This window comes from Shewanella electrica (assembly GCF_022321485.1).
GTDB classification, from domain to species: domain Bacteria; phylum Pseudomonadota; class Gammaproteobacteria; order Enterobacterales; family Shewanellaceae; genus Shewanella; species Shewanella electrica.
In genome coordinates, this window is the sequence record NZ_JAKOGG010000008.1 from 65,610 (window position 1) to 91,538 (window position 25,929).

Below are 25,929 nucleotides of genomic sequence, written 5' to 3' on the forward strand. Positions count from 1 at the left end.
TTCCAAGAGTAAATGAGAATCGGTTTTATTATTGGTGCGATTAATGAACAAAAATTTTAACTCGGCATCACTTTTGGCGGTGGTTAACAAAAAATAGCCAATTAAGTGCAAATTTGTGAGTGGTGTAACGTCTTGCTGGAAAAATCAATCAGGGTGATCGCTTGCTAAGCCTTGATAAACAGCGTGGCAGACCTTATTTATAACCACATATTCGCATTACAACGCGCAAGGAATCATCATGACCAATCCACTCGTTACCCCAGCGGAATTGCCAGCCTTTTCGCAACTCAAAGCCGAGCACATTCAACCCGCCGTTGAGCAAGCGATAGCTGCTTGTCGCAGTAAAATCGATGCCGTGCTCGCCAGCGGCGGCCCCTACACTTGGGATAACTTAGTGGCGCCACTGGAACAAGTGGATGATGAACTCGGTAATATCTGGTCGCCGGTATCGCATTTGAACTCAGTGATGAGTAACGATAGCTGGCGTGCGGCGCACGATGCGTGTTTGCCGCTGCTATCGGAATACGGCACCTATGTCGGCCAGCACCAAGGCTTGTACCAAGCGTATAAATCGCTGCATGAATCGGCCGAGTTCGCCACACTGAGCCAACCACAGCAAACCGTGATTGAACATGCGCTGCGTGACTTTGAACTGTCTGGCATCGGTTTGGAAGATGCGCAAAAAGCCCGTTACGGCGAAATCGTCAAACGTCTGTCAGAACTGACCAGTAAGTTTGCCAACCAAGTGTTAGATGCGACTCACGCATGGCACAAGTTGATCACCGATGAAGCCGAACTGGCGGGGTTGCCAGAATCTGCCGTAGCCATGGCGAAAGCGATGGCCGAAGCCAAAGAGAAAGACGGCTGGTTGTTTACGCTGGATATTCCGTCTTACTTGCCCGTATTGATGTACAGCGACAACCGCGCCTTGCGGGAAGAGCTGTATCGCGCTTTCTGCACTCGCGCCTCAGAGCAAGGCCCGAATGCGGGTGAGTTTGATAACTCACCCGTGATTGATGAAATTCTCGCGCTGCGCTTCGAGCTGGCACAACTGCTGGGTTTTGACAGTTACGCCGACAAATCACTCGCCACCAAAATGGCGGAATCGCCCGCGCAAGTGATCGCCTTTTTGAATGAGTTGGCGCTGCGCTCCAAGCCGCAAGCCAAAGCGGAATTAGCCGAGCTGAAAGCGTTCGCCAAAGAACATTACGGTGTGGAGGAAATGGCGTCGTGGGACTTGTCGTTCTATGCCGAAAAACTCAAGCAACACACCTACGAAATCTCTCAAGAAGAGCTGCGCCCTTACTTCCCTGAAGATCGCGTATTAAACGGTTTGTTTTACACCGTGAAACGCCTGTTCGGCATGCGCGTGGAAGAGCAACAAGGCGTGGATACTTGGCACAAAGATGTGCGCTTTTTCCACATCATTGATGAGAACAACACCCATCGCGGCAGCTTCTACCTCGACTTGTATGCCCGCGAAGGCAAACGTGGCGGTGCGTGGATGGATGTGTGCCGTAGCCGTCGCCAAACGCCAAACGGGTTGCAAAAACCAGTGGCGTATCTGACCTGTAACTTCAACGGCCCTGTCGGCGACAAGCCAGCGCTGTTTACCCATGATGAAGTGACCACGTTGTTCCACGAATTTGGTCACGGCATTCACCATATGCTGACCCAAATAGACGTCGGCGGCGTGTCTGGCATCAGCGGTGTGGCGTGGGACGCGGTCGAGTTGCCCAGCCAATTTATGGAAAACTGGTGTTGGTCAGAAGAAGCGTTAGCGGAGATCTCTGGTCACTACCAATCTGGCGAACCACTGCCAAAAGCGATGCTGGATAAAATGCTAGCGGCGAAAAACTTCCAATCCGGCATGGCGATGGTGCGCCAGTTGGAATTCTCGCTGTTTGATTTCCGTTTGCACCACGAATATGACCCAGCCGTCGGCGCGCGGGTGCAACAGGTGTTGGATGAAGTGCGTCAGCAAGTGGCGGTAGTGATCCCGCCAGAATTTAACCGCTTCCAAAACGGCTTCTCGCACATTTTTGCTGGGGGTTATGCGGCGGGTTACTACAGCTACAAATGGGCGGAAGTGTTGTCAGCCGATGCGTTCTCTCGCTTTGAGGAAGAAGGCATCTTTAACGAAGACACTGGCCGCAGCTTCCTGCACAACATTCTCGAAAAAGGCGGTTCTGATGAGCCAATGACTTTATTCGTGAATTTCCGCGGTCGCGAACCTAACATTGATGCTTTGCTGCGTCACTCAGGCATTACCGCCTAAGCGAGTAAATTGTGTTAATCGAAGAACCGGCGCTTGAGCCGGTTTTTTACTTTGTGGCGCCAAAAGATGGCGAGTCATCGCTGCTATCCAGTTACGGCTTAACATGTGGCGTTTAAATTGTTAGTTTAATCAATTGATTTTTATTGAAATATTTTGTTGGTGCTGTCGCTTGTCAAGCTAGGTGGGGGATGTGTTAGATTAATTGCCGCTATTAAAAAGGACTGTTGCTTCATGAACTTGTATTTTCGCTTGTTTTGGCTATTTGTGTGGCGGATGCGCAACATCAGCTCCATTGGTTTTTTGGAAACCAGCCGTATGGCGCATCGCGTGTGGCCATCGGACTGCGATATCAATATGCATCTGACCAACGCGCGTTACCCAGCCTTGATGGATCTTGGCCGCACATACATGCTGGCGGAAATGGGGCAACTGAAGCCACTACTTAAGCTCAAATGGTTGCCAGTAGTGAACGCCTCTGAATTCACTTTTATCAAAGACATTAAGCCGTTACAGCCATTTCATTTAGATACGCGGGTATTAGGTTGGGATGATAAGTATTTCTATATCGAACAACGTTTTGTCAGCGAGCGGGGCTTGCATGCCATCGCCAATGTGCGCGGTTTGTTTGTCTGCAAAGGCCGCAAAATCAGCTCGCAGGAGTTAGTGGCGCAAGTGGGGTTTGACGGCGTGATGCCGCAGTTGCCTGCGGCGGTCGAAGAATGGAAGCTGATGTTACAACGTAAAAAAGCAGAGAACCTTTAGGGCGGCGGTTGAATGCCGGTGTGTAGCGCTTGTTTGGCTTGGTCGATTTCATCTTTAACCAACAGCCAAGAGCCGCGTAGCTGCGCCTGTTGCCAATATCGATTAAGCTCGAAATATTCCATCAACTGTACCTCGGCGGGCAGGCTTGCCAATGCGGGGATCAGTGCACAGTCGGCCAAGGTAAAGCCATCACCACACAACCAGTAATGCCCCTCAACCTGCTTATCAAATTCGGTCAAAATGATATCGAGTTGCTTATGTAACTGGCGCAGTAAAAGCGGCTGCTGCATCTGTTGCGGCAGACGGTGATGACGCTCGATTTCATACATGATGTGATACAGCTGGTTATCCACTAAACGGTCGAGCATTTTGCTGCGAATGTTGAGCACCGAATCGGTTGGAAACAGCTGAGTGTTATCGGTAACGTGTTGGTCGATATACTCGATGATGATGCTGGAATCCGAGATTTGCCATCCTCCGCGGGTTCTTAGCAGCGGTAACTGCCCCAGCGGAAACATTTCCATATAGTTATGCCGCTCTACCGGATCATGTAGATTCACTAAACGCGGAAAAAAGTTGGCCTGCTTCTCATACAGTGCAATCAGCACTTTTTGGCATGAACGGGACAACGGATGGTAATAAAGCTCCATAGTGGACGGCTCCAAACTTAGCAGCCAGTTAACTGTAGTTCTGCTGGAGCTTAATCGGCAAAGTTCTCTTGGAAAAACTTCAACAATACCCGCACGCGTGGCGGGATGTTTTCGCCAAAACGATGGACTACAAATAGCTGGCTGGTCATCAAAGGGTAACTTGGTAACAGTTGTACCAAAAGCCTTTGATCAAGCGCCTCCCTGCATAAGTAATCGGGTAAACAGGCAAATCCTACGCTCTGTTCGACTAATGATTTTAATGCTAACAAGCTATTACACCCAGAAAACGGGGTGAGCCTAACTTCATAGCGTTGACCGCTGCTATCGTGTAACTGCCAGCTTTGTGGCAGTTGATTAACACTTGCCGCCAGCCAATGGAACTGTTGCAAATTATCTGGATGCAACGGTTTGCCATGTTGCTCCACATATTCAGCGCTAGCAACAATTAGCTGCTGATAATGTGCGAATGGTAATGCTTCTTGTTGAATTGCATGACTACTGGCGATGATCGCCACATCAGCTTGCCATGCTGTTATCGACATGTAATCAGCTTGTTCCAAAGATAGATTAAGCTGTAACTGTGGATGTTGGCGATGAAATTTACCTAATTGCGGCAATAATTTTAATGTGCCCCAAGCCTCGGGCACTGAAAGTCTAATACTGCCGTAGAGTTGTTCGTTAGATACTGTGATGGCGGCAGCGGCCTGTTTTGCCATGCGCGTGAGTTCGGCGCAGTGTTCATAGTAATCTTTTCCGGCGGCGGTCAGCGCTAAACTGCGGGTGGTGCGTTGTAGCAGTTGCTGCTGCAATTTGGTTTCTAACGTTTTTAGATGCTGGCTCACCATCGAGCGGCTAATGCCTAGCTGTTGTGCCGCACCAGTGAGTGAACCTTGCTCGACCACATTGGCAAAGACCAGCATGCGATAAAGATGGGTGGCGTCCATAAGTGTGCTCGCTTGTTCCGTTAGGTTAACCAAAATCTAAGTTAAGCAGTGATTGGTTATCTCTGCTAATTCATTACTCATTGCCATCGCCAGCGGCAAATAAGTTAAGAGGAACTATGCATGGCGACATTAGAAAAGTTTGACGACATCTATGCTCGCGCCTGTGAACGTAAGGGCGGCGAGGCGCAGTTAGAAAGCCTGCTACCGCAGACGCTCAGCAGTGACGAGATCATGCAGTATCAAGATGCCGAGTTACTGTCGGCCATGAGCATGCAGGTGTTTCAAAGCGGCTTTGTGTGGAAGGTGGTTGAGGCCAAATGGCCCGCTTACCAGCAGGCATTTTTTCAATTTGATCCCAATAAAGTGATGTTGCTGTCGCCCGAGCAGCTACAAGCCCGTGCCAGTGACCCGCAGTTAATTCGCCACCTGAAGAAGACCCAAGCTATCTACGACAACGCGCTGATGATTCGCGACATCATGCAAGATCACGGCAGCTTAGCGCGGTATATCGCTTTGTGGCCGGTGGAGGAGATTGTCGGCCTGTGGCAAGTGTTGAAGCAGCAAGGCAGCCGTTTGGGCGGAAATACCGGCCCCTATTTTCTGCGCAAAATCGGTAAAGACACCTTCTTACTGACCGAAGACATCAAAGGTTATCTGTTGACGCATAAGCTGGTGGACGCCAGTTTCAGCTCCAAAACGGGCTTAACCCAAGTGCAAGCGGCATTTAACCAGTGGCAGCAAAGTAGTGGCCGCACCATGGCGGAGATCAGCCGCATCATCGCTTGTAGTGTTGGAGACAACCGCTTGTCGTCATAAATTGTCTCAGTGCTAAAAAATTATGCAAAAATCGCTTGCAAATACAAATGAGAATGATTATCGTTAGTTTGCGTTCCAAAACTCATCCCTAGCGAAAGGTATGCACAACCCCTCCGTTCGTTATGGTGCTCCTGAGTTTGCATAGCACGACATTGCTCACACACTCTTCTGCCGATGAATTTCATCGGCATTTTTTTATCTAAAATTCATTGAGATGCGAGATGCGAGATGCGAGATGCGAGATGCGAGATGCGAAAGGGCGTTGGCCTGCCGTGATGCAGAACGGCCATGTTCGTGTTGTCAGCAATATTCTCCAATCGCAACAGTTGCTTAGCGGCATACCGTCTTAGCCACCATGAATTAGCCCTCAATGCCGCTGCTAATTCGGCATGAATTCCGCTATGCTGTCGCCCTCAGTTTTGACGTTAGACATCTATAGGTGATTGATTTGAATACCTACCAATTGAACAAACAGCATCTTGCCAGCTATATCATGGCGCCGTTGCTGCTGTGGCTCTGTAGTTCGGTAGCGTGGATCCAGCTCGCGCTGGTTTCGGTACCTGATAGCTTACGTGGTAAGGCGTTGTGTTTGGTTGCGTTGGCCTTAGCCTCTTTGGGCTGGCTGTTTGTGCGCTTCTTCCGTTTCGCTGGTACGCCCAAAGCGATCACGTTCAACATGGATGAGCAGCGGCTGTATATCGATAGCTCTGGCTATGCCTTGGCTGATATGAAATACGTGATTGTGACGCAAAAAAATCGTTCATTCGCCGTGGAGATTGAGTGGTTAACTAAACCACGTTTTGCGGCTAATACGCGACTTAAAACGCCGTTATTATTGGCGTTAGACACCGATGCTGTGGCTTTTAGAGAAGCTATAGCGGCGGTCAGTAATGTCGAATGGTATCAAGTGGGCGCGCCGCGTCAGCCAGTGACAACCAAGTAAATGGCAGTGTTGTCTGCCATTTTGTAAAGAGCGCAAAAATAGTTTGCAAACACAAATGAGAACTATTATCGTTAGTTTGCGTTCCAAAACTCATTCCTAACGAAAGGTATGCACTACCCCTCCGTTCGTTATGGTGCTCCTGAGTTTGCATTGCACGACATTACTCACACTCTTTGCGCCGATGAATTTCATCGGCGTTTTTTTATCTAAAATTTCTGAGTTGCGAGTTGCGAGTTGCGAGTTGCGCAAAGGCGCTTTGATTGGGCGTCAAGTTATACCGCTTGTCATTCATGTCACATGGTCATACCGTCTTGTATGGTCGAGTCTCCCATCGTCAGTGTGCCAGCGTTGCTTGTTAGCCGGCATACCGCACGGCTAATGTTGCCGCAGCCATAGTTATCTGGCGCTCGCTAACTCTTGCTTGCTCATCTGCTGCCTGCCGCTGTCGATTAACAGCAATCGCTTAACTGGGCAATACGCTACTCACGCGAGACCCACGCCGACGTCGCAGCAAATATGGACGAATTGTAAAGATGACGAATTTTTTAGCAAATAGCTTGATAATGTTAATGAGAACTATTATCGTTTGTTTGCGTTCCAAAACTCATCATTCCAAACGAGGATTAGATTGCAGTCTGCTTCTTCGTATGGTGTTCCCTGAGTTTGCATAGCACGACATTGCTCACACACTCTTTGCGCCGATGAATTTCATCGGCGTTTTTTTATTTAAAATTTCTGAGTTGCGAGTTGCGAGTTGCGAGTTGCGCAAAGGCGCTTTGATTGGGCGTCAAGTTATACCGCTTGTCATTCATCTCACATATTCGAAGCGGTCATACCGTCTTTTATGGTCGAGTCTCCCATCGTCAGTGTGCCAGCGTTGCTTGTTAGCCGGCATACCGCACGGCTAATGTTGCCGCAGCCATGGTTATCTGGCGCTCGCTAACTCTTGTTTGCTCATCTGCTGCCCGCCGCTGTCGATTAACAGCAATCGCTTAACGGGGCCATATGCTACTGACGCTAGAATTACGCCGACGGTGCAGCAACGGTAGGCGAATTGTAAAGATGACGAATTTTTTAGCAAACCGCTTGCTAATGTTAATGAGAACTATTATCGTTTGTTTGCGTTCCAAAACTCATTCCAAACGAGGATTAGATTGCAGTCTGCTTCTTCGTATGGTGTTCCCTGAGTTTGCATAGCACGACATTGCTCACACACTCTTTGCGCCGATGAATTTCATCGGCGTTTTTTTTATGTCATCGGCGGGTCTGGTTCGCGCTGCCCAGCAGCCCCTCGAACGGCAGTACATGGTTTTCTTGCGCTTTATGGCGTAGATAGATGGTAAACACCGTGCCTTTATTCACTTCTGAGCGCACTTCGATGCTGCCGCCAATGCGTTTAATCAAGCCGTAACTGAGGGATAACCCCAAACCGGTGCCGTCTTTGCGGGTGGTATAGAATGGATCAAAAATGCGGCCGACTTGCTCGGCTGGAATACCGCAACCTTCGTCTTCAATCTCAATCTTCACCCCAACCGGCTTATCTTGCAGCGTCCAGTCATTGGTACGCAGCCAGATACGGCCATTGCCATCCATCGCATGGGCGGCGTTCATCACCATGTTGATCAGCACTTGCAGCAGCTGTGGCCGATTCACTTCAACCGGACAACTGGCGTTGAGTTCAGACAGCAATACCACTTCCTGTTTGCCGAGTGAGTGGCGCACCAGCAGTTGCATCTCATCAATGATCGGCCCGGTCTGTTGCATCTCAATCGGCGCGTTAAATTCGCCAGGACGGCTGTATTGCAGCAGGCTGCGAATGATGGTGCTGATGCGTCCCACTTGCTGGATCACCAGCTCAATCTCTTCCTCTACCGCGGCGGCATTATCGCCTAGCTCGTAGCGCATTAGCTCCATATTGCCGAGGATCACCGCTGTTGGGTTGTTGATCTCATGGGCGATGCCAGCGGTTAGTTCACCGAGCGCGGTGAGTTTTTCGTTGGTGACCAGCTGGTGGCGGGTTTCATTCAGCAGTTTAACGTTTTGCTGTAGCTCTTCGGTCTTTTCTTGCAGGCTGCGAGTACGTTGCTCAACTTTCATCTCCAACTGCTCGGCCGCCGCTTGAATTTGCGCATTACGGCGTTGCAGCAGATCGAGCATGTTGTCGAACTGTTCGGCGAGGTTAGACAGCTCGTTGTCGCTTTCCAGCCCTAACTCACCGATACGCAGATTACGGCCAGACTGCACCGCGTTAACCACGTGGTGAATCCGTTCAATCGGTTGCAGCAAACTGTAGGCACCGCGATACACCAACATGCCAGAAACCAGCAGTACCAGCATCAAAATGGTGCCGAGTTCGATGATGTTTAACAGGTAGTTGTGGATAAACGGCGCTTCGGAGAAACCGGTGTAGATCATGCCGATGCGTTGGCCGCGCACATCCTCTAACGGTGCGTAAGCGGAGATAAACCAGTCGTTGTAGACAAAGGCGCGATCCAGCCACAGCAAGCCGTCATCGAGCACTTTCTGCCGTACGTCTTCCGACACTAAAGTCCCTAGCGCGCGGCCTTCAGTGGCGTGGCGAATGTTATCGACTTTGAGCGGCACGTTGGTACTCACGCGAATATTATCGAGGAAGATAGTGACAGTGCCGATGGAGCGTTCTGGCAAGGTGCCTTGGTCGTAAACCAAGTCGCGAATGTGGTCGACAATGCGGTTGTCACCGTTGATCAAGGTTCCGCCGTCGAGGAACCAAGCGGGGCTACCGCTACTGCCTTCAATTGCCAATAAACTGCGGCTGAGTAGCCCGCGGGTTTCTTCTGACAGTGACGGCGAGTGCGCGCGCGGCGTGGCGATAATCGGCAAGCGCGCTTTGGCTGGTAAATTAGGGTCAATGCGGGCGAGGCGGGCGCCGGGCAGCACCATCAAGCCAGAATAGACGCCGGTATCTTTCATCTTAGGTAACATCTGCCGCACGTCAGGATCTTGGGCAGCGCTATCGATGGTGATGAACTGTAAAAAGTCGAGGTGCAGTAGTTGTTTCTGCTCGGCGAGAAAACGGCGGATCTCCACCACTTGGCTGTTATCGCCCGCTTGCAATGCGCGTAAGCGGGTTTGAAATTCGTAGGAGTTTTTAATCCGATCCAGCAGCTTTTCTTGATTTTGCTGCACTGACGATAGCGTGTTGATTGCCACAGTTAAGTCAGCTTTTACTTTCATAAATAGCTGCTTGCCGGTGTAACTGATATTCCAGTAAATGGTAATGAACACCAAGCTCACTAACGTCAGTAAGATCGGCAGCAGCGTCAGAATCAAGATTTTATAGCGCACCTTGGCTTGCATCTGCCGCCAAGTTACGCCAAACAGCCGTTGAAACAGCGTCACAATTAAAACTCCTGATCCGGCTCAGATTCGCTATCAAACCACTCTTTATATTTACGGTCGAGCGTTTTACGCGATACGCCCAATACCCGCGCGGCCGCCGATTTGTTGCCGCCGTGGGTGGCGACTACCGCGGTAACGTGGTCTTTTTCCACTTCTTTGAGTGGCCAATCCATTGGATAACCGCTTTGCACGGGTTGTTCCGATTTTGGCAGATCTTTCCAATACTCTGCTGGTGGTTTGCCCAACAGCAGACAGCGTTCGATCATGTTGCGCAGCTCGCGGGTGTTACCCGGCCAGTCATGCTGCTGCAACTTGAGCAGATCTTCGTGGCTCCACACCACTTCGCGCACACCGAGTTCTACCCCGAGTTGACGGGTGAAATGGTGGGTCAGTTCCACCACATCCTCCGGCCGTTCACGCAGTGGTGGAATGGTCAGATTAAGTACGTTGAGGCGGTAAAACAGATCGCGACGGAAGTTACCGGCTTCAACTTCTTCTTGCAGTTTGCGGTTGGTGGCGGCCACTACGCGCACATCAATGGCAATCTCTTTCTCACTGCCGACTGGGCGAATCGATTTCTGCTCCAATACGCGCAGCAGCGAGGTTTGCATCTTCAGCGGCATTTCGCCGATTTCATCGAGGAAGATGGTGCCGCCAGAGGCGAAACTAAACAGCCCTTCGCGGTTACCTTTGGCGCCAGTAAAGGCGCCAGCGGTGTGACCAAACAGTTCGCTTTCCAGCAGTTCTGGCGCGATAGAGCCACAGTTTACTGGCACAAATGGACCGCGGCGGCCACTCAGTGCATGCAGTTGACGCGCCACTAACTCTTTACCTGTGCCTGATTCGCCTTCAATCAACACCACCGCATTGGTTGGCGCGACTCGCTCGATAATGCGCTTCACTTCGGTCATGGCGTCGCTGTTGCCAATCAAGGTAGACGAGAAGCCGAGCGAGACATCGCGGCGCAGCATTAAGTTTTCCCGTTTCAACAGGCGGCGCTCAATACAACGATCGACCGATTGCATCATCTGGTCGAGATGGAATGGCTTGAGGATAAAGTCGGAGGCGCCCGCCCGTAGCGCTTGAATCGCTACGTCCATGTCGGCGTAACCGGTCATAAAAATGATGTCGGAACGGCGCTCTTGGTCGTCCAGCGCTTCGCGCCATTCGATACCGCTGCGGCCAGGCAGGCGAATGTCCACTATCAGCAGGTCAAAGTGGCAACGGCTCCGCAGTTGCTCCGCTTCTTCGATGCTGGCAGCGGTTTCCACCAAGGCAAATTTCTTTGCCAGTGCTTTACTCAAAAAACTGCGCATCCCTGGCTCGTCATCCACAATCAGCACTGATACGGCTGAAGGCAATGGTTTTAGCTGTGTATCAATTTGACTCATAGTTGATTAGGCTGGACATTCTGACGGGTTAGGTAAGTATTCTATCACTGACTAATGTAAATTTGGTCACTATGGGGCAGTTTAAAGTGGCGTTGAGACAAATTGTCTGAGGGCTTTTTAGTCTAACTGTGACAAATTTCACACCAATGTTAGGTAGATGCAGATAACTCGACCATAATTGCGTGTGGCACTCATTTTGCTAATGGGGCAGGCACGAACGCGTTGTGAAAGTGGCACTCTAAACAAAACTTTCACCGCAATTACTAAGCCAAGGAGCAATCATGCTAAAAATGAAAAAAATGATCGGTTATGCCGTTGCTGCTGGATTGATGTTTGTTTCTTCTGCATATGCACAGGAAACCATCAAACTGGCAACAACAACCAGTACAGAAAACTCAGGGTTGTTGGGCTATCTGTTACCTAAATTTGAAGCCGAATCAGGCTATAAAGTCCAAGTTATTGCCACCGGTACCGGTAAAGCGTTGAAACTGGGTGAACAAGGCGATGTGGACTTGGTGATGACCCACGCACCAAAAGCAGAAGCTAAATTTGTTGATGATGGTTTCGGGGTGGAACCACGCGGCATTATGGAAAACGATTTTGTGGTGTTGGGCCCTAAAGCTGACCCAGCCAAACTGCAAGGCAGTGCTTCAGCCGAGGAAGCGTTCGCTAAGATCGCGAAATCTGACGCGGGGTTTATCTCTCGTGGTGACGATTCTGGTACCCATAAAAAAGAACTGGCTATTTGGAAAGCGGCTGACGTGAAACCAGATTTCGCTGGTTACAAATCTATCGGCCAAGGCATGGGCAAAACCCTGCAAATGGCGAGCGAACTGCAAGCTTATACCCTGTCTGACCGCGGTACTTATATCGCTTACCAAGGCAAAGTTGATTTAGTGGTCGATTTTGATGGCGGCAACACGCTGGCAAACCCTTACCAAGTGATTCTGATCAACCCTAAAAAATACCCAGATCTGAACCACGCCGGTGCACGCGCATTTGCCGATTGGTTGTGTTCTAAAGAAGGGCAAGCCTTAATTGATGGCTTCCAAGTAAAAGGCCAACAACTGTTTAAAGCGACTTATCACAAGTAATGTCTGAAGGTTGGTTAACACTGATACAGCAGGCGTTTCGCCTGCTGTTTTCTCTGGACCCGGAAGTTTGGTCCATCATCTCTGTGTCGTTTGCGGTGTCGTTATCGGCATTGCTTATCACGCTGGTTCCCTCCATTGTGCTCGGCTTTTTGCTGGCGTTTACCCGTTTCCCCGGCCAGTGGATTGTGACCAATTTAGTACAAACCTTGCAGTCGATCCCCACGGTGGTGATTGGGCTGCTGGCCTATCTGTTACTGACCCGTAACGGCGCCTTTGGCGACCTGCGTTGGTTGTTCACTCAGCAAGGGATGATTATCGGCCAGATGATGATCTGCGCGCCAGTATTGGTTGCCATGAGCCAAGCGGCATTTACCAGCGCCGATAAACGCGCGTGGGAAACCTGCCGCACTATGGGCGCTAGTTGGCTGGGCGCGGTGTGGGTTATCTGCCGCGAATTACGCGTACCACTGCTGATGGCGGTGATCGCCTCGTTTTATCGTATCGTCACCGAAGTGGGCTGTTCGATGATGGTCGGCGGCAATATCGCCCATGTCACCCGCAACATTCCTACCGCTATCGCATTAGAAACCAGCAAAGGCGATTTTGCTCAAGCCATCGCTTTAGGTCTGGTGCTGCTGATTTTATCGCTGCTGTTGAATTTCCTGTTAGGCATATTGCGCGGTGGCTCGCGGCCAAGGAGTCATTAAATGGCAGATTACGCGATTACCGCCCATGAACTCAGCATGCAATTTGGTGAACGTTTACTGTTTGCCGCCGCTGAGCTGACGTTTAAGCAGGGCGATGTGATCTATCTTGCTGGGGATAATGGCACTGGCAAAACCACGTTGATGAAGTTGCTGGCGGGGCTGATCCAGCCGACAGCGGGCACGATTCAGGCGCAGCAGCGGCCGAAAAGTTTTTGGCGGCCTAACCCGTTACTGGGCTATGCGCTGTATTTGCACCAACATCCCTATCTTTATGATGGCGATGTGTCTTACAACCTCACATTGGCCCAGCGTTATAGCAAACTGCCTAAGGCCGAACAGCAGCAGCGCTTAGCCGCCGCGATTGAGTTGGCCCAGTTAGGGCATTTGCTCAAGTCAGGCGCGTCCCACTTATCTGGCGGCGAGCGACAACGTTTAGCATTAGCTAGAATTTGGTTACTCAAACCGGCGTTGTTAATGCTGGATGAACCGATTTCAAACATGGACAAGGTCTCGCGACAAGTGGTGTCGACCATGATCGCCGAGTTGAAAAAACAGGGAACGGGATTACTGTTGAGTAGTCACCAAGATTCAGAGTTATTGGCGTTATGTTGCAGCAAATGGTTAATCGAGTCGCAACGTATCGATGTATCCCCTATTGAGCAGCCTTGGTTGGCTGGAGAGTATTCAAATGTCGCAGCAAGTAGAGATTGAAGCCGTTGTGTTAGCCGGTGGCCTTTCGCGGCGCATGGATCGTAATGATAAAGGGCTGATCACCCTAGCGGATAAGCCGATGGTCAGTTATGTGCTGGAACGGTTGCAGCCGCAAGTGCAACACATCCGTATCAATGCCAATCAAAACCAACAGCAGTATGCCCAGTTTGGTTATGCGGTGTTTGCCGATAAACTACCGGGTTTTATGGGGCCGCTCACTGGCATGTACAGCGCGCTGGTGGATACCAAAGCCGATTATGTGTTGGTGGTGCCGTGTGATTGCCCGTTGCTGCCGAAAGATTTAGCCGCGCGCATGTTAACGCAACTACTGGCTGACAACGCCGATGTGGCAGTCGCTACCGACGGCGAGCGCGACCATTCGGTGGTGCTACTGATCAAGCCTAAGTTGGCAGAATCTATTCGTATTTTCCTAGAGACCGGCCGCCGCCGTGTTGACATGTGGTATGGTGATTTTCGCGTCACGCGGGTATCGTTCGCTGATCAACCCGAGGCATTTGTTAACGTCAATACCCCTGAAGATAAACAACAGCTCGCCGAAGTTATTGCCCAGAGTTAAGAGGTTTTTATGAGCACCACATTCAACAATCCGTTATCTATTCCGGTGTTGGGATTTTGCGCCTACAGCGGCACCGGCAAAACCACACTACTGAAGCAGTTGATCCCCGCATTAACGCAACGTGGATTACGGTTAGCGGTGTTGAAGCACGCCCATCATAACTTTGATGTGGATATTCCCGGCAAAGACAGTTACGAGATGCGCAAAGCGGGCGCACGGCAGATGCTGGTGGCGTCGCACGTACGTTGGGCGTTGATGACCGAAGATGAATGTGACGGCGACCCAGATTTAGTGCATCTGCTGCAACAACTGGAAGCGGATAAAGTGGATCTGGTGCTGGTGGAAGGCTTTAAAAAGCTGGCGTTACCCAAAATAGAATTACACCGCCAAGCGGTCGGTAAACCGCTGATTTTTGACCAAGATCCGAATGTGTTGGCGATTGCCTGTTGTGCCGATACCCAACTGCCGCACGATATCAACATCGATCAGCTCGATATCAACAACGTGGCGCAGATTGCCGATTACGTTGAACAATATGCGCAAAACTACCAAGGCAAACCGTCAGTGCGGCCGCTGCCGCTGCAAGCGTTGAGTTCATCGGGCAGCTTTTTATCGGTGCGCCAAGGGATAGAGAACATTCTGGCGCATGTTGCCGCCGTGGCGCAGAACGACATCGTCAGCCTTGATGACGCCGAAAACCGTGTCTTGGCCGAGGATGCCATTTCACCGGTGGATGTGCCGCAAAATACCAACTCAGCGATGGACGGTTTTGCCTTTAGTGCGGCCGAGCCAATGCCAGAAGCTTTCGAAGTGGTTGGCGAAGTACGTGCGGGTTATCAATATGACGGCAGCCTACAAGCCGGCCAAGCGGTGCGCATCATGACCGGCGCGCCAGTGCCAGCGGGCGCAGACACCGTGCAACCGCGTGAAAATGCCACCGAGCAAGATGGCCGCGTTAGTTTGCAAGGCAAAATCAAAGTGGGGCAGAACGTGCGTCTGGCCGGTGAAGATATTGCTAAAGGTGCCGTGGCGTTGGCTGCCGGTAGCCGTTTGGGCGCTGCCGAACAAGGGTTATTGGCTTCGCTCGGTTTTGCCGAATTTGCGGTAAAACGTCGTCCAGTGGTGGCGGTGTTCTCATCGGGTGATGAAGTTAGCCAACCGGGCACTGAGCTAAAAGCTAATTGCATCTACGACTCGAACCGCTACACCATCAAATCGATGGCACGCCGGTTAGGTTGTGAGGTGATTGATCTGGGCATTATTGAAGACTCAGAAGCGGCGCTGACAGCGGCGTTGTCACAAGCATCTATACAAGCCGATGTGGTGATCAGCTCCGGCGGTGTTTCGGTCGGTAATGCCGATTACATCAAAAAAGTATTAGCGGCGATTGGTGAAATCCACTTCTGGCGCATCGACATGCGTCCGGGGCGACCACTAGCGTTTGGCAAAATCAACGATGCGCTGTTCTTTGGTCTGCCGGGTAACCCCGTGGCGGCCATGGTGGTATTTTTGATGTTTGTACAACCGGCGCTGCGTAAACTGGCAGGCGAGCAAGCGTGGCAACCACAAATGCTGCCCGCGATTGCCGATGAGCCGTTCCGCAGCCGTGTCGGCCGCACCGAGTTTAACCGTGGCATTGCCGCTTTAGGCACCGATGGCAAACTGCATGTGCGCTCTACCGGCGGCCAAGGTTCTGGTATGTTAAGTTCCATGGTTAAAGGCAACTGTCTTGTGATTGTCGGCGAAGCCGATGAACGAATTGAAGTAGGTGAATTGGTATATATTTTGCCATTCGCTGAGCTACTCTAAGCTAATCTGAGTGGGGTGTGTGGAGCATTTATGGCGATCTCTCGGCGACGTTGGAACAACATCATTATTATCGCTTCGGCCATCATGATTGGTGTGCTGACCTTGCTGAATCACTATACCCAAAAAGCGCCGAGTAGCAGTGAACCGCTGTTTGATCAACAACACCCGCTGACACAGTTGCAGTTGGCGGGTATTTGGATGGCGCAGGATGAACAAGGCCAGTGGCAGTGCGACGAACGCGTGTTGAATTGCGCCGTTTGGAGCCAACATTGGCAACTGCTGCGTGTCTCGGCGTTAGGCGCCTCGCAGCAAACCCCGGCAGAACGGCCGGAAGAGTTGTTGCTGCAAGTCGGTAAGCAGCAGTCACAAATCTGGTTGTTATATCCCGCCTCGGGGCTGTTAAAGTCCAAGGCGGGCAACTGGTATCAAATTCCCCCAAGTTTACGCGAAGGTTTGCTGCCGCTGGTGAATGCCGCATCGCGTTAGTCTGTTATTGGATCTGTTATGCCTGAATTACCGGAAGTTGAAGTCACCCGCCGTGGGGTTGAGCCTTGGTTGCTGGGACAAAACGTGCAAGCGTTGATTGTGCGTAACGCCTCGCTGCGTTGGCCTGTGCCAGAGTTGGCGCAGCAGATGGTGGGTCAAACGATTAAAGCGGTACGCCGTCGTGCCAAGTATCTGTTGATCGATACCGATGCGGGCACGGCAATAGTGCATTTGGGCATGTCTGGCAGCTTACGGATTGTCAGCGAGCGCACTGAGGTGCAAAAGCACGACCATATCGATCTGGTGCTCGGCAGCGGCCGCATTATGCGCTTTAACGATCCACGCCGCTTTGGCGCGTGGTTATGGTGCCAACTGCCAGAGCAAGCACATCCGCTGCTGGCAAAACTCGGCCCTGAGCCGCTGAGTGATGCGTTTAATGTTGATTACCTCGCGGCAGCATTAAAGGGCAAATCCAAGGCGATCAAGCTGTGCTTGATGGATAACGCCGTGGTGGTCGGCGTGGGAAATATCTACGCCAACGAAGCGCTGTTTGCCGCGGCGATTCATCCCCAAACGCCAGCAGGAAAGATTGAGCGCGAAGCGTTGGCGCAGTTAGTGACGGCGGTGAAGCAGATTTTGGCATTTGCCATTGAACAGGGCGGCACGACTTTAAAAGACTTCACCAACGCCGAAGGTAAGCCGGGCTATTTTGCGCAGAAACTGCATGTGTATGGTCGCGGTGGTGCAACCTGTAACCAGTGCGGTGCGTTATTAACTGAGATCCGTTTGGGGCAACGCAGCACGGTATTTTGTGGTGTGTGCCAACCCAAGCGCTGAGTGTTTTTGCCGTTGGCAGGGACTGACTTAGGCAAGGCTGGGAATGTGCCGTGTTGTGATGCACCAGCAACAGCCTCTAGGCTGTTGCTGGCGAGTTCACGAGGGTCGGCGCATTTTTTTAGCGGTACAACGCTAAAACCGCGTAAATTTTAACCCGTTACAATTCAATCGCTTTAGTTTTAAGCTGCACAACTTAATTACAAATGTAATTTGTTGATAACATTGTCATTGTTTACTTTGCTAATATTGCGGCGTAGCCTGCCAGTTTGTTTCCGTTTTATTTTGGTAAGGATCTGCGTCGTGTCATCGTCTACTCCTGTTGTATATAAGCTGCTGCAATCGTTGGCGGGTGTCGCCGCTTTGCTGTTGGCTTCTTTTGCCGTGATGCAGTTGGTCGGTAAGGTCAACAGCGCGACTGCCCAAGGGTTTTGTGATGATACATTGATGACCTCGTTACCTTCCCCCAACGGCCATTGGCTGGCCGAAGTGCATTTTTCCAATTGCGATATCAGCGTACCTAAACGCTGGAAAAGTTATCTGCATTTAACCAATCTGCATTCTGGTGAAGTCTTCCGTAGCACCGTGGTGATGCTGGGCCGACAGGACGATTTACGGCTGGAATGGGCGCCTGAGTCATTGAAAGTGTCTGGCGTTAATCTGCAAGAGTTGCAGCGGATCGAGCAGCCACAAGCGCTGCGCGTTGAGTTAGCCGACCCCGTCATTTAGCCTCACAACCGCAGCGCCGACAGGTGGTTGCTGCGCCAATCTCCGCCTCGATCATGGTTTTGTGATTTCTTTATTCACTGTTCAACTTTCATTTGTAGCGTTATGTTAAGCTCCGTTTCGAGCCGCTCGGGCTTGGTGAGATGTATGTGAGGTTAATGTGGATCAGGAACTGCGACAGGCGTTGTCGCAATGGTTGACGCAAGTAGGCGTCGCAAGCGAGCCCTCCGATTGGCTATCTTCTTTACTGCTGGTATGTGCTTGCATCGTGTTAGCCGCCATCGTTTATGTGGTGCTACGTCGCGGTGTTGTTGCTGGCATGAATGCGGTGATTCTCCGCTCTAAAGCAACGTGGGACGATATTTTTGTTCGCTATCGTGTGCTAGAAAAGCTGGCGATGGTTATCCCGATTATGGTGCTCAAGCTGCTGATCCCGGTGGCATTAAGCGCCCACGATGTGGCACAGCGTCTGTCCGACAGATTGATTACCGTGTGGTTGGTGATTGCCGTGGTGCGGGCGCTGTATTCGGCGTTAGATGCGGCCAATGAGATCGCCGACGTTAAGCTGATCAGCCGCCGCTTGCCGATCAAAAGCTTTGTGCAGTTGTTCAAGCTGTTTCTATTTTTCATCGCCATCATTGTGTCGATTTCGATTGTGTCCGATCAATCGCCAGTGTACTTCCTCAGCGGCTTAGGTGTTGCCACCGGTTTGGTGATGTTGGTATTCCGCGACACTATCCTAGGCTTCGTAGCAGGTATCCAGTTGGCGGCTAACCGCATGGTCAGCCCCGGTGATTGGATCCAGATGGAAAAATACGGCGCCGATGGTGCGGTGGAAGAGGTGTCGCTCATCACCGTAAAAGTGCGCAACTGGGACCACACGCTCACCATGATCCCTGCGTATGCGCTGGTGTCTGACGCCTTTAAAAACTGGCGCGGCATGTCGGAGTCGGGTGGACGCCGTATCAAACGTGCGGTCAATATCGACATCAACAGCATTCGCTTTTTGACTGAAGCCGATCGGCCGCGATTGAGCAAGATTAACTATCTCAAAGATTATCTGCCAAAGAAAACCCGTGAGCTGGGCGAATCAAACGCTAAAGTGAGCGATATGGACAGCCTAGTGAACGGCCGTCGCTTAACTAACGTGGGCACCTTCCGCGCCTATCTGGTGGAGTTTTTGCGTCACCACGAGAAAGTGCATCAAGATATGACCTTGATGGTGCGTCAACTCGCGCCGACCACTGAAGGCCTGCCGTTAGAGATCTATATTTTTACTAACGACACGCGTTGGGTGTATTACGAAGAGATTCAAGCCGACATTTTTGACCATGTGTTCGCTATTCTGCCGGAATTCGATTTGCGTGCGTTCCAAGGCCCAACTGGGTTGGATGTGCGTAGCATCAAAGGCTCGCTGGATTAAGCTGAGTTCGCCAATAATTAGGGCTGCATTTGCAGCCCTTTTTCTAGGGGCTGTTTATCTTTAGTGTTTAATTTTTGTTCAAATTAAACGCATTATGAGCGAGGCGAGGTCTGCGATGCTTAGTCAACTAAGCAAGCTGGGGGCAACAAAGTTCAGGAGGCGTTTAAATGAACCCTTCGGGCAGCGACAGAGCGCAATTTATTCAGCGTTAGCTGCTGTTGGTGGAGAATAACTACACGGCACATCACCTGCCTTGCCTAAATCACGCTCTGCCTGCTGCAAAAACAATCAGCAAAGATAAACAGCCCCTAGTGTGTTCGCTGAGTTGAAACGGTGTGAATCAGCGTGTTTGGCAGATGCGCCGATGTTGAGCGTGCATCAATGGTGATGTTCATGGTGTTCGTGCGGCATATGTGGCATGGCTATCGCGGCAGGCAACTCAGGTTTGAGCCGCCCCAAAAATTGACGTGGCCCAAGGCGCATTAAACCAACGGCAAATAGCAGCATCATTACCGTGAGTGCGCCATATTCCAGCCACCCTGGGTAATGCAAAATCTGCACGGTTGATGGCTGCCAAAAGTGCACCACCACTAGAATGCAGACACTCAGTAGCGCCGACATTGCCAGTTTCCACCACGGCAGATGCTGTTGATATTGTTGGCGCAGCAGCGGCGCCAGCAAACAAAATACCACCGCAGCTGGGCTCCAATCGCTAGAACCGAGTCCCATAGCAAGCACAATGGCTCCCGGCAGGCTAAATGGCAGCAGCGCAAAAACCACCGCGAGGAATATCACCTGTGCCCAATCCGCATTGAGCGGCATGGCCGGATGTCCCACTAAATTGGCGAGTAGCAAGCTGAGTAACATCCATGGCGCACAACGCTCGACATCTTTCATCAAACTGCTTAGCAGCGAGTCATGCGCTTCGGGGCTATTATCAGCAGGCACAATGCACGCGGCTAGCGCGGTAAACAGCGGCAGTAATAAACCGTAGGCAGGGCCAAGCAGCAAAATGGCGAAGATCCAGATCTCTGGCGTCGCTTGTTGCAACCAAGCTCTGAGCCAACCAGATTGGCGCTCAACATAGAAGCCGATCACGCGGCGGCAGGTGGCTAACACAAATACCAGTATCAACGCTGGCGCTAAGCTGAGCAGCCACTCAAATAGTGCGTGATGTTCATGGTGATGATGGCCGCTGCTTTCTGCTTCTGTGAGCAGTAACACCAGCAGCAGTGCGATGCCGAGCAGGCTGCCAACGCCAGCATGCAGCTCGTAACGCGGTTTGGTGGGCGCATGGTGAGTATGTTGCTGCTCATGTTCATGTTCGTGCGCATGTGGTTGATGCATCACCACATGTAGAATCGAGCCGGTGACAAACGCCTGTAAATACACTGTGTTATCAAGGGTTAACTGCGACAACAGCTGTTCGCCAGCAAAATAACCAACAATGGTCAGTAACATCATCAGGGCGATAACGACACTGGCCCATAATCTGCCGGCTTGCGGTTTCAGCAACCACCAAATCGCCAATCCCACTGGCAGACGATGTAGAATCACGCCGAGTGCCAACAGCACGCTACCGTTGCCTTGCTGGGCTAACACAATGGCGCCGCCATCGGTAAGCGTGTGCAGCAACAAGCCCGCTATGCCAAAAATGAGCGTCAGTTTATGGGTGATTTCTGAGTAACGATGAAACAGCTTTTCACTCGCCGTAGGGCCCCAAAGCCCGAGGATTACAAACAGAATTGCCAGCAGGCCACCATGTTGCAGCAGCTCAGGCAAAATATGGATCAGTACCAGCCCACCGAGGGAAACAAAAATAAAGCCGTCTAATCCCTTATGTAGTCCACCACCAGCATTTAGGTAGCGGTAACTCAAGGGACCAAGCAACAGCGCAATACAACTGGCGATCAGGTAGGTCATGGGACTCAGACAACAGCGGAAAATCGCCATAGTATAGCAACTGTCTAGCCCGAGAGCAGCCTTCTGATAAATCCTTTACGCATAAGAAATATTCCGCCAAGCGCAGTAAAAAATCGATACAATATGCGCAGCTGATTTACCTTAACCATTAATGTGAGAGTTTCATGGATATTCTGTCTGCCGCAGTGATGCTGTTCCTGATCATGGACCCTCTGGGCAACCTGCCCGTGTTTGCATCAATCTTGCGTCACATCGACCCTAAAAAACGCCGTCGCGTGTTGATCCGCGAACTGATTTTCGCCCTGATCATCATGCTGATGTTCCTTTATGCTGGCGAGGCGATTCTTAACTTCCTCAGTCTGCGTTCTGAATCGGTCAGTATCGCGGGCGGCATCATTCTATTTTTGATTGCGTTGAAGATGATCTTCCCACAACCCGGTGGTATTGCTGGGTTGCCCGCAGGGGAAGAGCCGTTCATTGTGCCGATGGCCATTCCGCTGATGGCGGGACCGTCGATTTTGGCGGCGCTGATTTTACTGGCACACACCGACTCTGGCCGCATGGTGGATTGGACCATCGCACTGGTGTCTGCGTGGGGTGTCAGTTCATTTATCTTAATGTTCTACAAGGCATTTAACCGCATCCTTGGCGATAAAGGCTTGACCGCCGTTGAGCGCTTGATGGGCATGGTACTGGTGATGATTTCGGTGCAGATGTTCCTCGATGGCGTAGCGCGTTATCTGTCAGCGGTGCCTAACTCGCCGCTGTAGTTAACCGACGGCTGAACTGTTGCTGAATATTTGCATTTTTGTTGCTCCTTTTTCCGCTAAGCAACGTATAAACTAGGACGGTTGCAAGTTTTGGATGGGAGTCTGCTGTGAATATCAGCACTGTTCGGTGGTTAATACCGTGTTTTCTTTTGCTGGGGCCGCTGGGGTGTCAGGCCGGAGCGGCTACCGATGCGTCATCGGCGTCCCCCGCTGCGCCCGTGCCACCGCTAACCCCTTGCGGTAACGGTGCGGCCCATGTTGATCGTGAAAAAATCTACCAAAGTCTGGTGAAGCAAGGCGTGATTACGGAACAAATGAGCAAGGAAGCGGCTGAACAGCAAGTGATGGAGTACATCAAAAAACGCCAGCAAGCCTATTCGAAATGTTTGAAGAGGAACAAACCATGAGCCGTAAGTGGATGACTTCAATTGGGCTGGCCGCGACACTGTTGCTGAGCGCTGCCGTACAGGCAGTTCCCGCACCAGCAGACACTGCAATTCAAAATAATGAGCGCATTCTTTACTGGTTAGAGAAACACGGCGAGCTGTCAGCCAATGCCAGCGAGGCAGAAAAACAGCAAGCATTACAGCGCTATATCAACAGAAACAGCAGTAAAGACGCGTTGCTGTTTAAGAAACAAGAGCGTGAGATGCGTGCCACAGCGTTCAAGGCAGAAGTGCAGCGCTCGAAGTTAGCCACAATGCAACGCGCCGCAGCGCAAGCGGCTCCCAATGATGTTGAAAAAACCGTGAAAGTGCTGGTGGTGCTGATTGATTTTCCCGATCTGCCGCATGATAACAACGGTCTGACCGCCGCCGACACCCCGATGTACTTCAATGATTATCCTGCCAGCCACTACAACGAGTTGCTGTTTTCAGAAACGGGGATGACGGGTCCGTCTGGGCAAAATTTACAATCCGCCTACCAATATTACCAAGCGGCATCCGGTGAGACATTTCACTTCACCGGCACCGTTAAAGGCTGGTATCGCGCGCAAAACAATGCCGCTTACTACGGTGAAAACGATACCGATACTGGCGATGATCTGCGTGCCACCGAACTGGTGACCGAAGCCGTCACCGCCGCAGTGCAAGAGATGACGGCGGCAGAACTGGCACAGTATGACGTTGAAGATCCGTATGACTTTGACAACGATGGCAACTTAGATGAGCCAGACGGCATCATCGACCATGTGATGGTGTTCCATTCCAGCATTGGCGAAGAAGCCGGTGGTGGCAATCTGCTCGACAAAGCTATTTGGTCACATCGTTTTGTGGTCAGTGGCCCCAACAACAACGGCTATGCCATTCCCGGCACCGACAAACGTTTGTTCGGTTACACCATTCAGCCCATTGATGCCGGCGTAGGTGTTTGTGTGCATGAGTTTGGGCATGATTTAGGTCTGCCAGATGAATATGACACTGCCAACGAGTCGGCGCTAAATGATTCGCCGGTGGGCTTGTGGTCGTTAATGGCCGCAGGCAACTGGACTGGCGCCTTGTCTGGTTCACAGCCTTCAAGTTTTTCGCCCTATGCACGTTCATTTTTACAAGAGCGTTATCAAGGCCGCTGGCTCAACGAGCAGGAGATCAACTATGCCGCATTGACCGAGGCTGGACAGGATTACCGTCTCACTAACGCGAGCGATAGTAGTGCAGTTAATCAACTGGCGATTAATCTGCCGCAGGACAGCGTGCCGTTTAATCAGCCGTTCGCGGGTCAGTATCAATACTACTCCGGTCGCAGCAATGACACCGTTAGCGCCATGTCGTTTGAACTGAGCTTGCCGACGGACAGCAGCATCACGCTGCAGATGCAAGCGCGTTGGGACATTGAAGAAGATTATGACTACGTGCAAGTACGGGTGGGCGGAGTCGCCATTGCTGGTAATCACACCAAAGCGAGTAACAGCGTAAATACCGCCCGTAATATCATCACTGGCAAGTCGAGCGACCTGAGCGACGCCGATGCGCGCGGTTGGGTGACGCTCAGTTATGATCTCAGTGCTTATGCCGGTTCTAGTCGGCAGATCAGTATTGTGTACACCACCGACCCCGCAGTGCTTGGCAGTGGTTTTCAGCTCGACAACTTACAACTGTTGTCTGCAACCGCAACGCTATTTAGCGACGATGCCGAGCAGGCCAATAGTGCAGTGAGACTCACCGGTTTTAGCCGTATTCAGGATAAGATTGCCGGGCAACATCGCTACTTGGTGCAGTTGCGTAACTACAGTGGCAACGACGCTGGATTACGTTTCGAAAATTATGAGCCCGGCGTGTTGGTCTGGTACGAAAACGCCAACATGGACAATAACGATTCATCTGCCCATCCAGGTTACAACCTGATCTCAGTGGTCGATGCCGATCAGCAGATGATTGCTAATGCCGCAACGGAGACCCAACTACGGGACGCCTCGTTCAGCATGTACGATCAAACCGCTTATACCGGCGACAGACACTTAGGCTACAGCAGTGTGTTTGATGATCGCGACGATTACCGCGCTCCAAGTCGACCGACCGCTGGCGTGGTGTTACCCGAGCTGGGTGTGATTATTGAAGTCACCTCACAAGAGCAAGACAGCTCTGCGGCCACGGTGAATATTCGCCGCGCTGCTACCGCAACGCCAGAAGCGCCGCCGCTAGTGGTCACGGCGTCACAACAAGTGAGCAATAACACCGTGGCTTTCACTGGTGCCGTTTCCGGTGGTGCTGCGCCGTATCAATACCGTTGGAATTTTGGTGACGGAGGCAGCAGCACCGCGCTGGCGCCGAGCCACACTTACGCCAATGCGGGGAGTTATAGTGTGGTGTTTAGCGTGACCGACAGCGCGGGGGCTACTGCCAATTACAGCACTAGCGTAACCATAGCTGCCACCGCCACCACGGGTGGTAATGAACCGAATGTTAACGCTCAGTCCAGCAGTTCATCGGGCGGCGGTAGTTTGAGCGCTTGGTGGTTGTTGCTGTTGGCTGGTTTGGCGTTTGCTCGCCGCGGCAGCCAAGTAAAAGCGGCTAAGTTCGCTTAATCGCCGCCTCTGCCGCTGGCAGAAACACTTCGGCGACGATTAGTGGATGTTGCTGATAACTAAAGTGACGGCGTCTGCCCCATAGCGTGGTAGACGCCGTTTGTTTTAGTGCGCTAGCCAAGTCGTTCACCGACGAGGGGGCTTCAATGTGGCAGATGTCGATGTCGCCTGCGACAAAATTCAAATCGCTAAACAACAGTTCACCTAACGGACGCTGACCCAATTGTTCTAGCTGTTGTTGCTGTTGCAGCAGTTGTGGTGACATCAAGGTGCGAGCAAATACCCACGGTGTGCCATCCAGTTGCAATAACACTTCCCGCAGCCATAACTGCTGCTCAGGCCCATGCCACTCGCGCGGATCGGCGGTAATCCACTGCTCGCCCAGCACAATTACTTCAAACTGGTCACAGCAGAGTTTGAGTTTTTGTGTCAAACTCCCTTCTGATAACAACCAATCTTTTAGCGGCTGGGTGGGTAATACTTGTGGTGCCTGCGCGGTAAACCAGCGAATATCATCGCCAAAAGGAAAGGTTAAACTAGAAAGACCCATGCATTACTCGAAAAGTCGATAATTCGGGATGGAGTCTACCACGTCTATGACGTATTTTTGCAGCTACTAGGGGCTGTTGAGCTTTGCTGCGACCAGCTTGCTTAGTTGACTAAGCGTCGCAGGCCGCGT

At 51.4% G+C, this 25,929-nt stretch carries 22 protein-coding genes; 16 read left to right on the forward strand and 6 right to left on the reverse strand.

What is annotated here, in order from left to right; translation table 11 throughout:
• Positions 1 to 238 precede the first annotated feature (238 nt).
• Together prlC and L9G74_RS12480 are read left to right on the forward strand one after the other, a co-directional pair.
• Positions 239 to 2,278, forward strand: coding sequence for an oligopeptidase A (gene prlC / locus L9G74_RS12475; RefSeq protein WP_238896744.1), 2,040 nt, complete (start codon positions 239 to 241; stop codon positions 2,276 to 2,278).
• Positions 2,279 to 2,509: 231 nt separating this feature from the next.
• Complete coding sequence (locus tag L9G74_RS12480) at positions 2,510 to 3,040, forward strand: thioesterase family protein (RefSeq protein WP_238896745.1); 531 nt, start codon at positions 2,510 to 2,512, stop codon at positions 3,038 to 3,040.
• Here the strand turns inward: L9G74_RS12480 and L9G74_RS12485 are convergent.
• Together L9G74_RS12485 and L9G74_RS12490 are read right to left on the reverse strand one after the other, a co-directional pair.
• On the reverse strand, positions 3,037 to 3,690 hold the full coding sequence (locus tag L9G74_RS12485) for a glutathione S-transferase family protein (RefSeq protein ID WP_238896746.1): 654 nt from the start codon (positions 3,688 to 3,690) through the stop codon (positions 3,037 to 3,039). The genes L9G74_RS12480 and L9G74_RS12485 overlap by 4 nt on opposite strands.
• A 50-nt stretch (positions 3,691 to 3,740) precedes the next feature.
• Entirely contained in the window at positions 3,741 to 4,634 is an 894-nt protein-coding gene (locus tag L9G74_RS12490) for a LysR family transcriptional regulator (RefSeq protein ID WP_238896747.1), read from the reverse strand.
• A 120-nt stretch (positions 4,635 to 4,754) separates the two neighbouring features.
• Here L9G74_RS12490 and L9G74_RS12495 point away from each other — a divergent pair, with 120 nt between their 5' ends.
• Positions 4,755 to 5,450, forward strand: coding sequence for a DNA-3-methyladenine glycosylase I (locus tag L9G74_RS12495; protein WP_238896748.1), 696 nt, complete (start codon positions 4,755 to 4,757; stop codon positions 5,448 to 5,450).
• Between the two features lie 448 nt (positions 5,451 to 5,898).
• Positions 5,899 to 6,393: a hypothetical protein gene (locus L9G74_RS12500; protein ID WP_238896749.1), complete on the forward strand. Its 495-nt coding sequence runs from the start codon at positions 5,899 to 5,901 to the stop codon at positions 6,391 to 6,393.
• Between the two features lie 1,254 nt (positions 6,394 to 7,647).
• Here the strand turns inward: L9G74_RS12500 and L9G74_RS12505 are convergent.
• Together L9G74_RS12505 and L9G74_RS12510 are read right to left on the reverse strand one after the other, a co-directional pair.
• Complete coding sequence (locus tag L9G74_RS12505; RefSeq protein ID WP_438944565.1) at positions 7,648 to 9,774, reverse strand: sensor histidine kinase; 2,127 nt, start codon at positions 9,772 to 9,774, stop codon at positions 7,648 to 7,650.
• Positions 9,775 to 9,776: 2 nt separating this feature from the next.
• The gene (locus L9G74_RS12510; RefSeq protein ID WP_238896750.1) at positions 9,777 to 11,165 is read right to left on the reverse strand and encodes a sigma-54-dependent transcriptional regulator; all 1,389 of its coding nucleotides are present in this window, start codon (positions 11,163 to 11,165) and stop codon (positions 9,777 to 9,779) included.
• A 281-nt stretch (positions 11,166 to 11,446) separates the two neighbouring features.
• On the opposite strand from L9G74_RS12510, the gene L9G74_RS12515 reads away from it, so the two are divergent.
• The 9 genes from L9G74_RS12515 to L9G74_RS12555 all read left to right on the forward strand — a co-directional run bounded on the left by L9G74_RS12515 (position 11,447) and on the right by L9G74_RS12555 (position 19,532).
• Positions 11,447 to 12,259: an ABC transporter substrate-binding protein gene (locus L9G74_RS12515; protein ID WP_238896751.1), complete on the forward strand. Its 813-nt coding sequence runs from the start codon at positions 11,447 to 11,449 to the stop codon at positions 12,257 to 12,259.
• The gene (locus tag L9G74_RS12520; protein ID WP_238896752.1) at positions 12,259 to 12,966 is read left to right on the forward strand and encodes an ABC transporter permease; all 708 of its coding nucleotides are present in this window, start codon (positions 12,259 to 12,261) and stop codon (positions 12,964 to 12,966) included. Before L9G74_RS12515 ends, L9G74_RS12520 begins: the two co-directional genes overlap by 1 nt.
• The gene (locus L9G74_RS12525) at positions 12,967 to 13,677 is read left to right on the forward strand and encodes an ABC transporter ATP-binding protein (protein ID WP_238896753.1); all 711 of its coding nucleotides are present in this window, start codon (positions 12,967 to 12,969) and stop codon (positions 13,675 to 13,677) included.
• Positions 13,655 to 14,254, forward strand: a complete 600-nt coding sequence (mobA, locus tag L9G74_RS12530; protein WP_238896754.1) for a molybdenum cofactor guanylyltransferase MobA — start codon at positions 13,655 to 13,657, stop codon at positions 14,252 to 14,254. The genes L9G74_RS12525 and mobA overlap by 23 nt, the downstream gene beginning before the upstream one ends.
• A gap of 9 nt (positions 14,255 to 14,263) precedes the next feature.
• Positions 14,264 to 16,063 carry a bifunctional molybdopterin-guanine dinucleotide biosynthesis adaptor protein MobB/molybdopterin molybdotransferase MoeA gene (locus tag L9G74_RS12535; protein WP_238896755.1) on the forward strand — a complete coding sequence of 600 codons (1,800 nt, stop codon included), beginning with the start codon at positions 14,264 to 14,266 and terminating at the stop codon, positions 16,061 to 16,063.
• A gap of 30 nt (positions 16,064 to 16,093) precedes the next feature.
• On the forward strand, positions 16,094 to 16,549 hold the full coding sequence (locus tag L9G74_RS12540) for a hypothetical protein (protein WP_238896756.1): 456 nt from the start codon (positions 16,094 to 16,096) through the stop codon (positions 16,547 to 16,549).
• A gap of 18 nt (positions 16,550 to 16,567) precedes the next feature.
• Complete coding sequence (gene mutM, locus L9G74_RS12545; protein ID WP_238896757.1) at positions 16,568 to 17,386, forward strand: bifunctional DNA-formamidopyrimidine glycosylase/DNA-(apurinic or apyrimidinic site) lyase; 819 nt, start codon at positions 16,568 to 16,570, stop codon at positions 17,384 to 17,386.
• A gap of 300 nt (positions 17,387 to 17,686) precedes the next feature.
• Positions 17,687 to 18,112, forward strand: coding sequence for a hypothetical protein (locus L9G74_RS12550; RefSeq protein WP_238896758.1), 426 nt, complete (start codon positions 17,687 to 17,689; stop codon positions 18,110 to 18,112).
• Positions 18,113 to 18,269: 157 nt separating this feature from the next.
• Positions 18,270 to 19,532, forward strand: a complete 1,263-nt coding sequence (locus L9G74_RS12555) for a mechanosensitive ion channel family protein (RefSeq protein WP_238896759.1) — start codon at positions 18,270 to 18,272, stop codon at positions 19,530 to 19,532.
• Between the two features lie 378 nt (positions 19,533 to 19,910).
• Here L9G74_RS12555 and L9G74_RS12560 read toward each other — a convergent pair whose 3' ends face one another.
• Positions 19,911 to 21,455 carry a ZIP family metal transporter gene (locus L9G74_RS12560; RefSeq protein WP_238896760.1) on the reverse strand — a complete coding sequence of 515 codons (1,545 nt, stop codon included), beginning with the start codon at positions 21,453 to 21,455 and terminating at the stop codon, positions 19,911 to 19,913.
• A gap of 164 nt (positions 21,456 to 21,619) precedes the next feature.
• On the opposite strand from L9G74_RS12560, the gene L9G74_RS12565 reads away from it, so the two are divergent.
• The 3 genes from L9G74_RS12565 (at position 21,620) to L9G74_RS12575 (ending at position 25,250) form a co-directional block, all read left to right on the forward strand.
• Positions 21,620 to 22,225 carry a YhgN family NAAT transporter gene (locus L9G74_RS12565; protein WP_238896761.1) on the forward strand — a complete coding sequence of 202 codons (606 nt, stop codon included), beginning with the start codon at positions 21,620 to 21,622 and terminating at the stop codon, positions 22,223 to 22,225.
• A gap of 107 nt (positions 22,226 to 22,332) precedes the next feature.
• On the forward strand, positions 22,333 to 22,632 hold the full coding sequence (locus L9G74_RS12570) for a hypothetical protein (protein WP_238896762.1): 300 nt from the start codon (positions 22,333 to 22,335) through the stop codon (positions 22,630 to 22,632).
• A complete protein-coding gene (locus tag L9G74_RS12575) occupies positions 22,629 to 25,250 on the forward strand; it encodes an immune inhibitor A domain-containing protein (protein ID WP_238896763.1) in 2,622 nt (873 codons plus the stop codon). The genes L9G74_RS12570 and L9G74_RS12575 overlap by 4 nt, the downstream gene beginning before the upstream one ends.
• Here the strand turns inward: L9G74_RS12575 and L9G74_RS12580 are convergent.
• A complete protein-coding gene (locus L9G74_RS12580; RefSeq protein ID WP_238896764.1) occupies positions 25,237 to 25,800 on the reverse strand; it encodes a chorismate--pyruvate lyase family protein in 564 nt (187 codons plus the stop codon). The genes L9G74_RS12575 and L9G74_RS12580 overlap by 14 nt on opposite strands.
• Positions 25,801 to 25,929 lie beyond the last annotated feature (129 nt).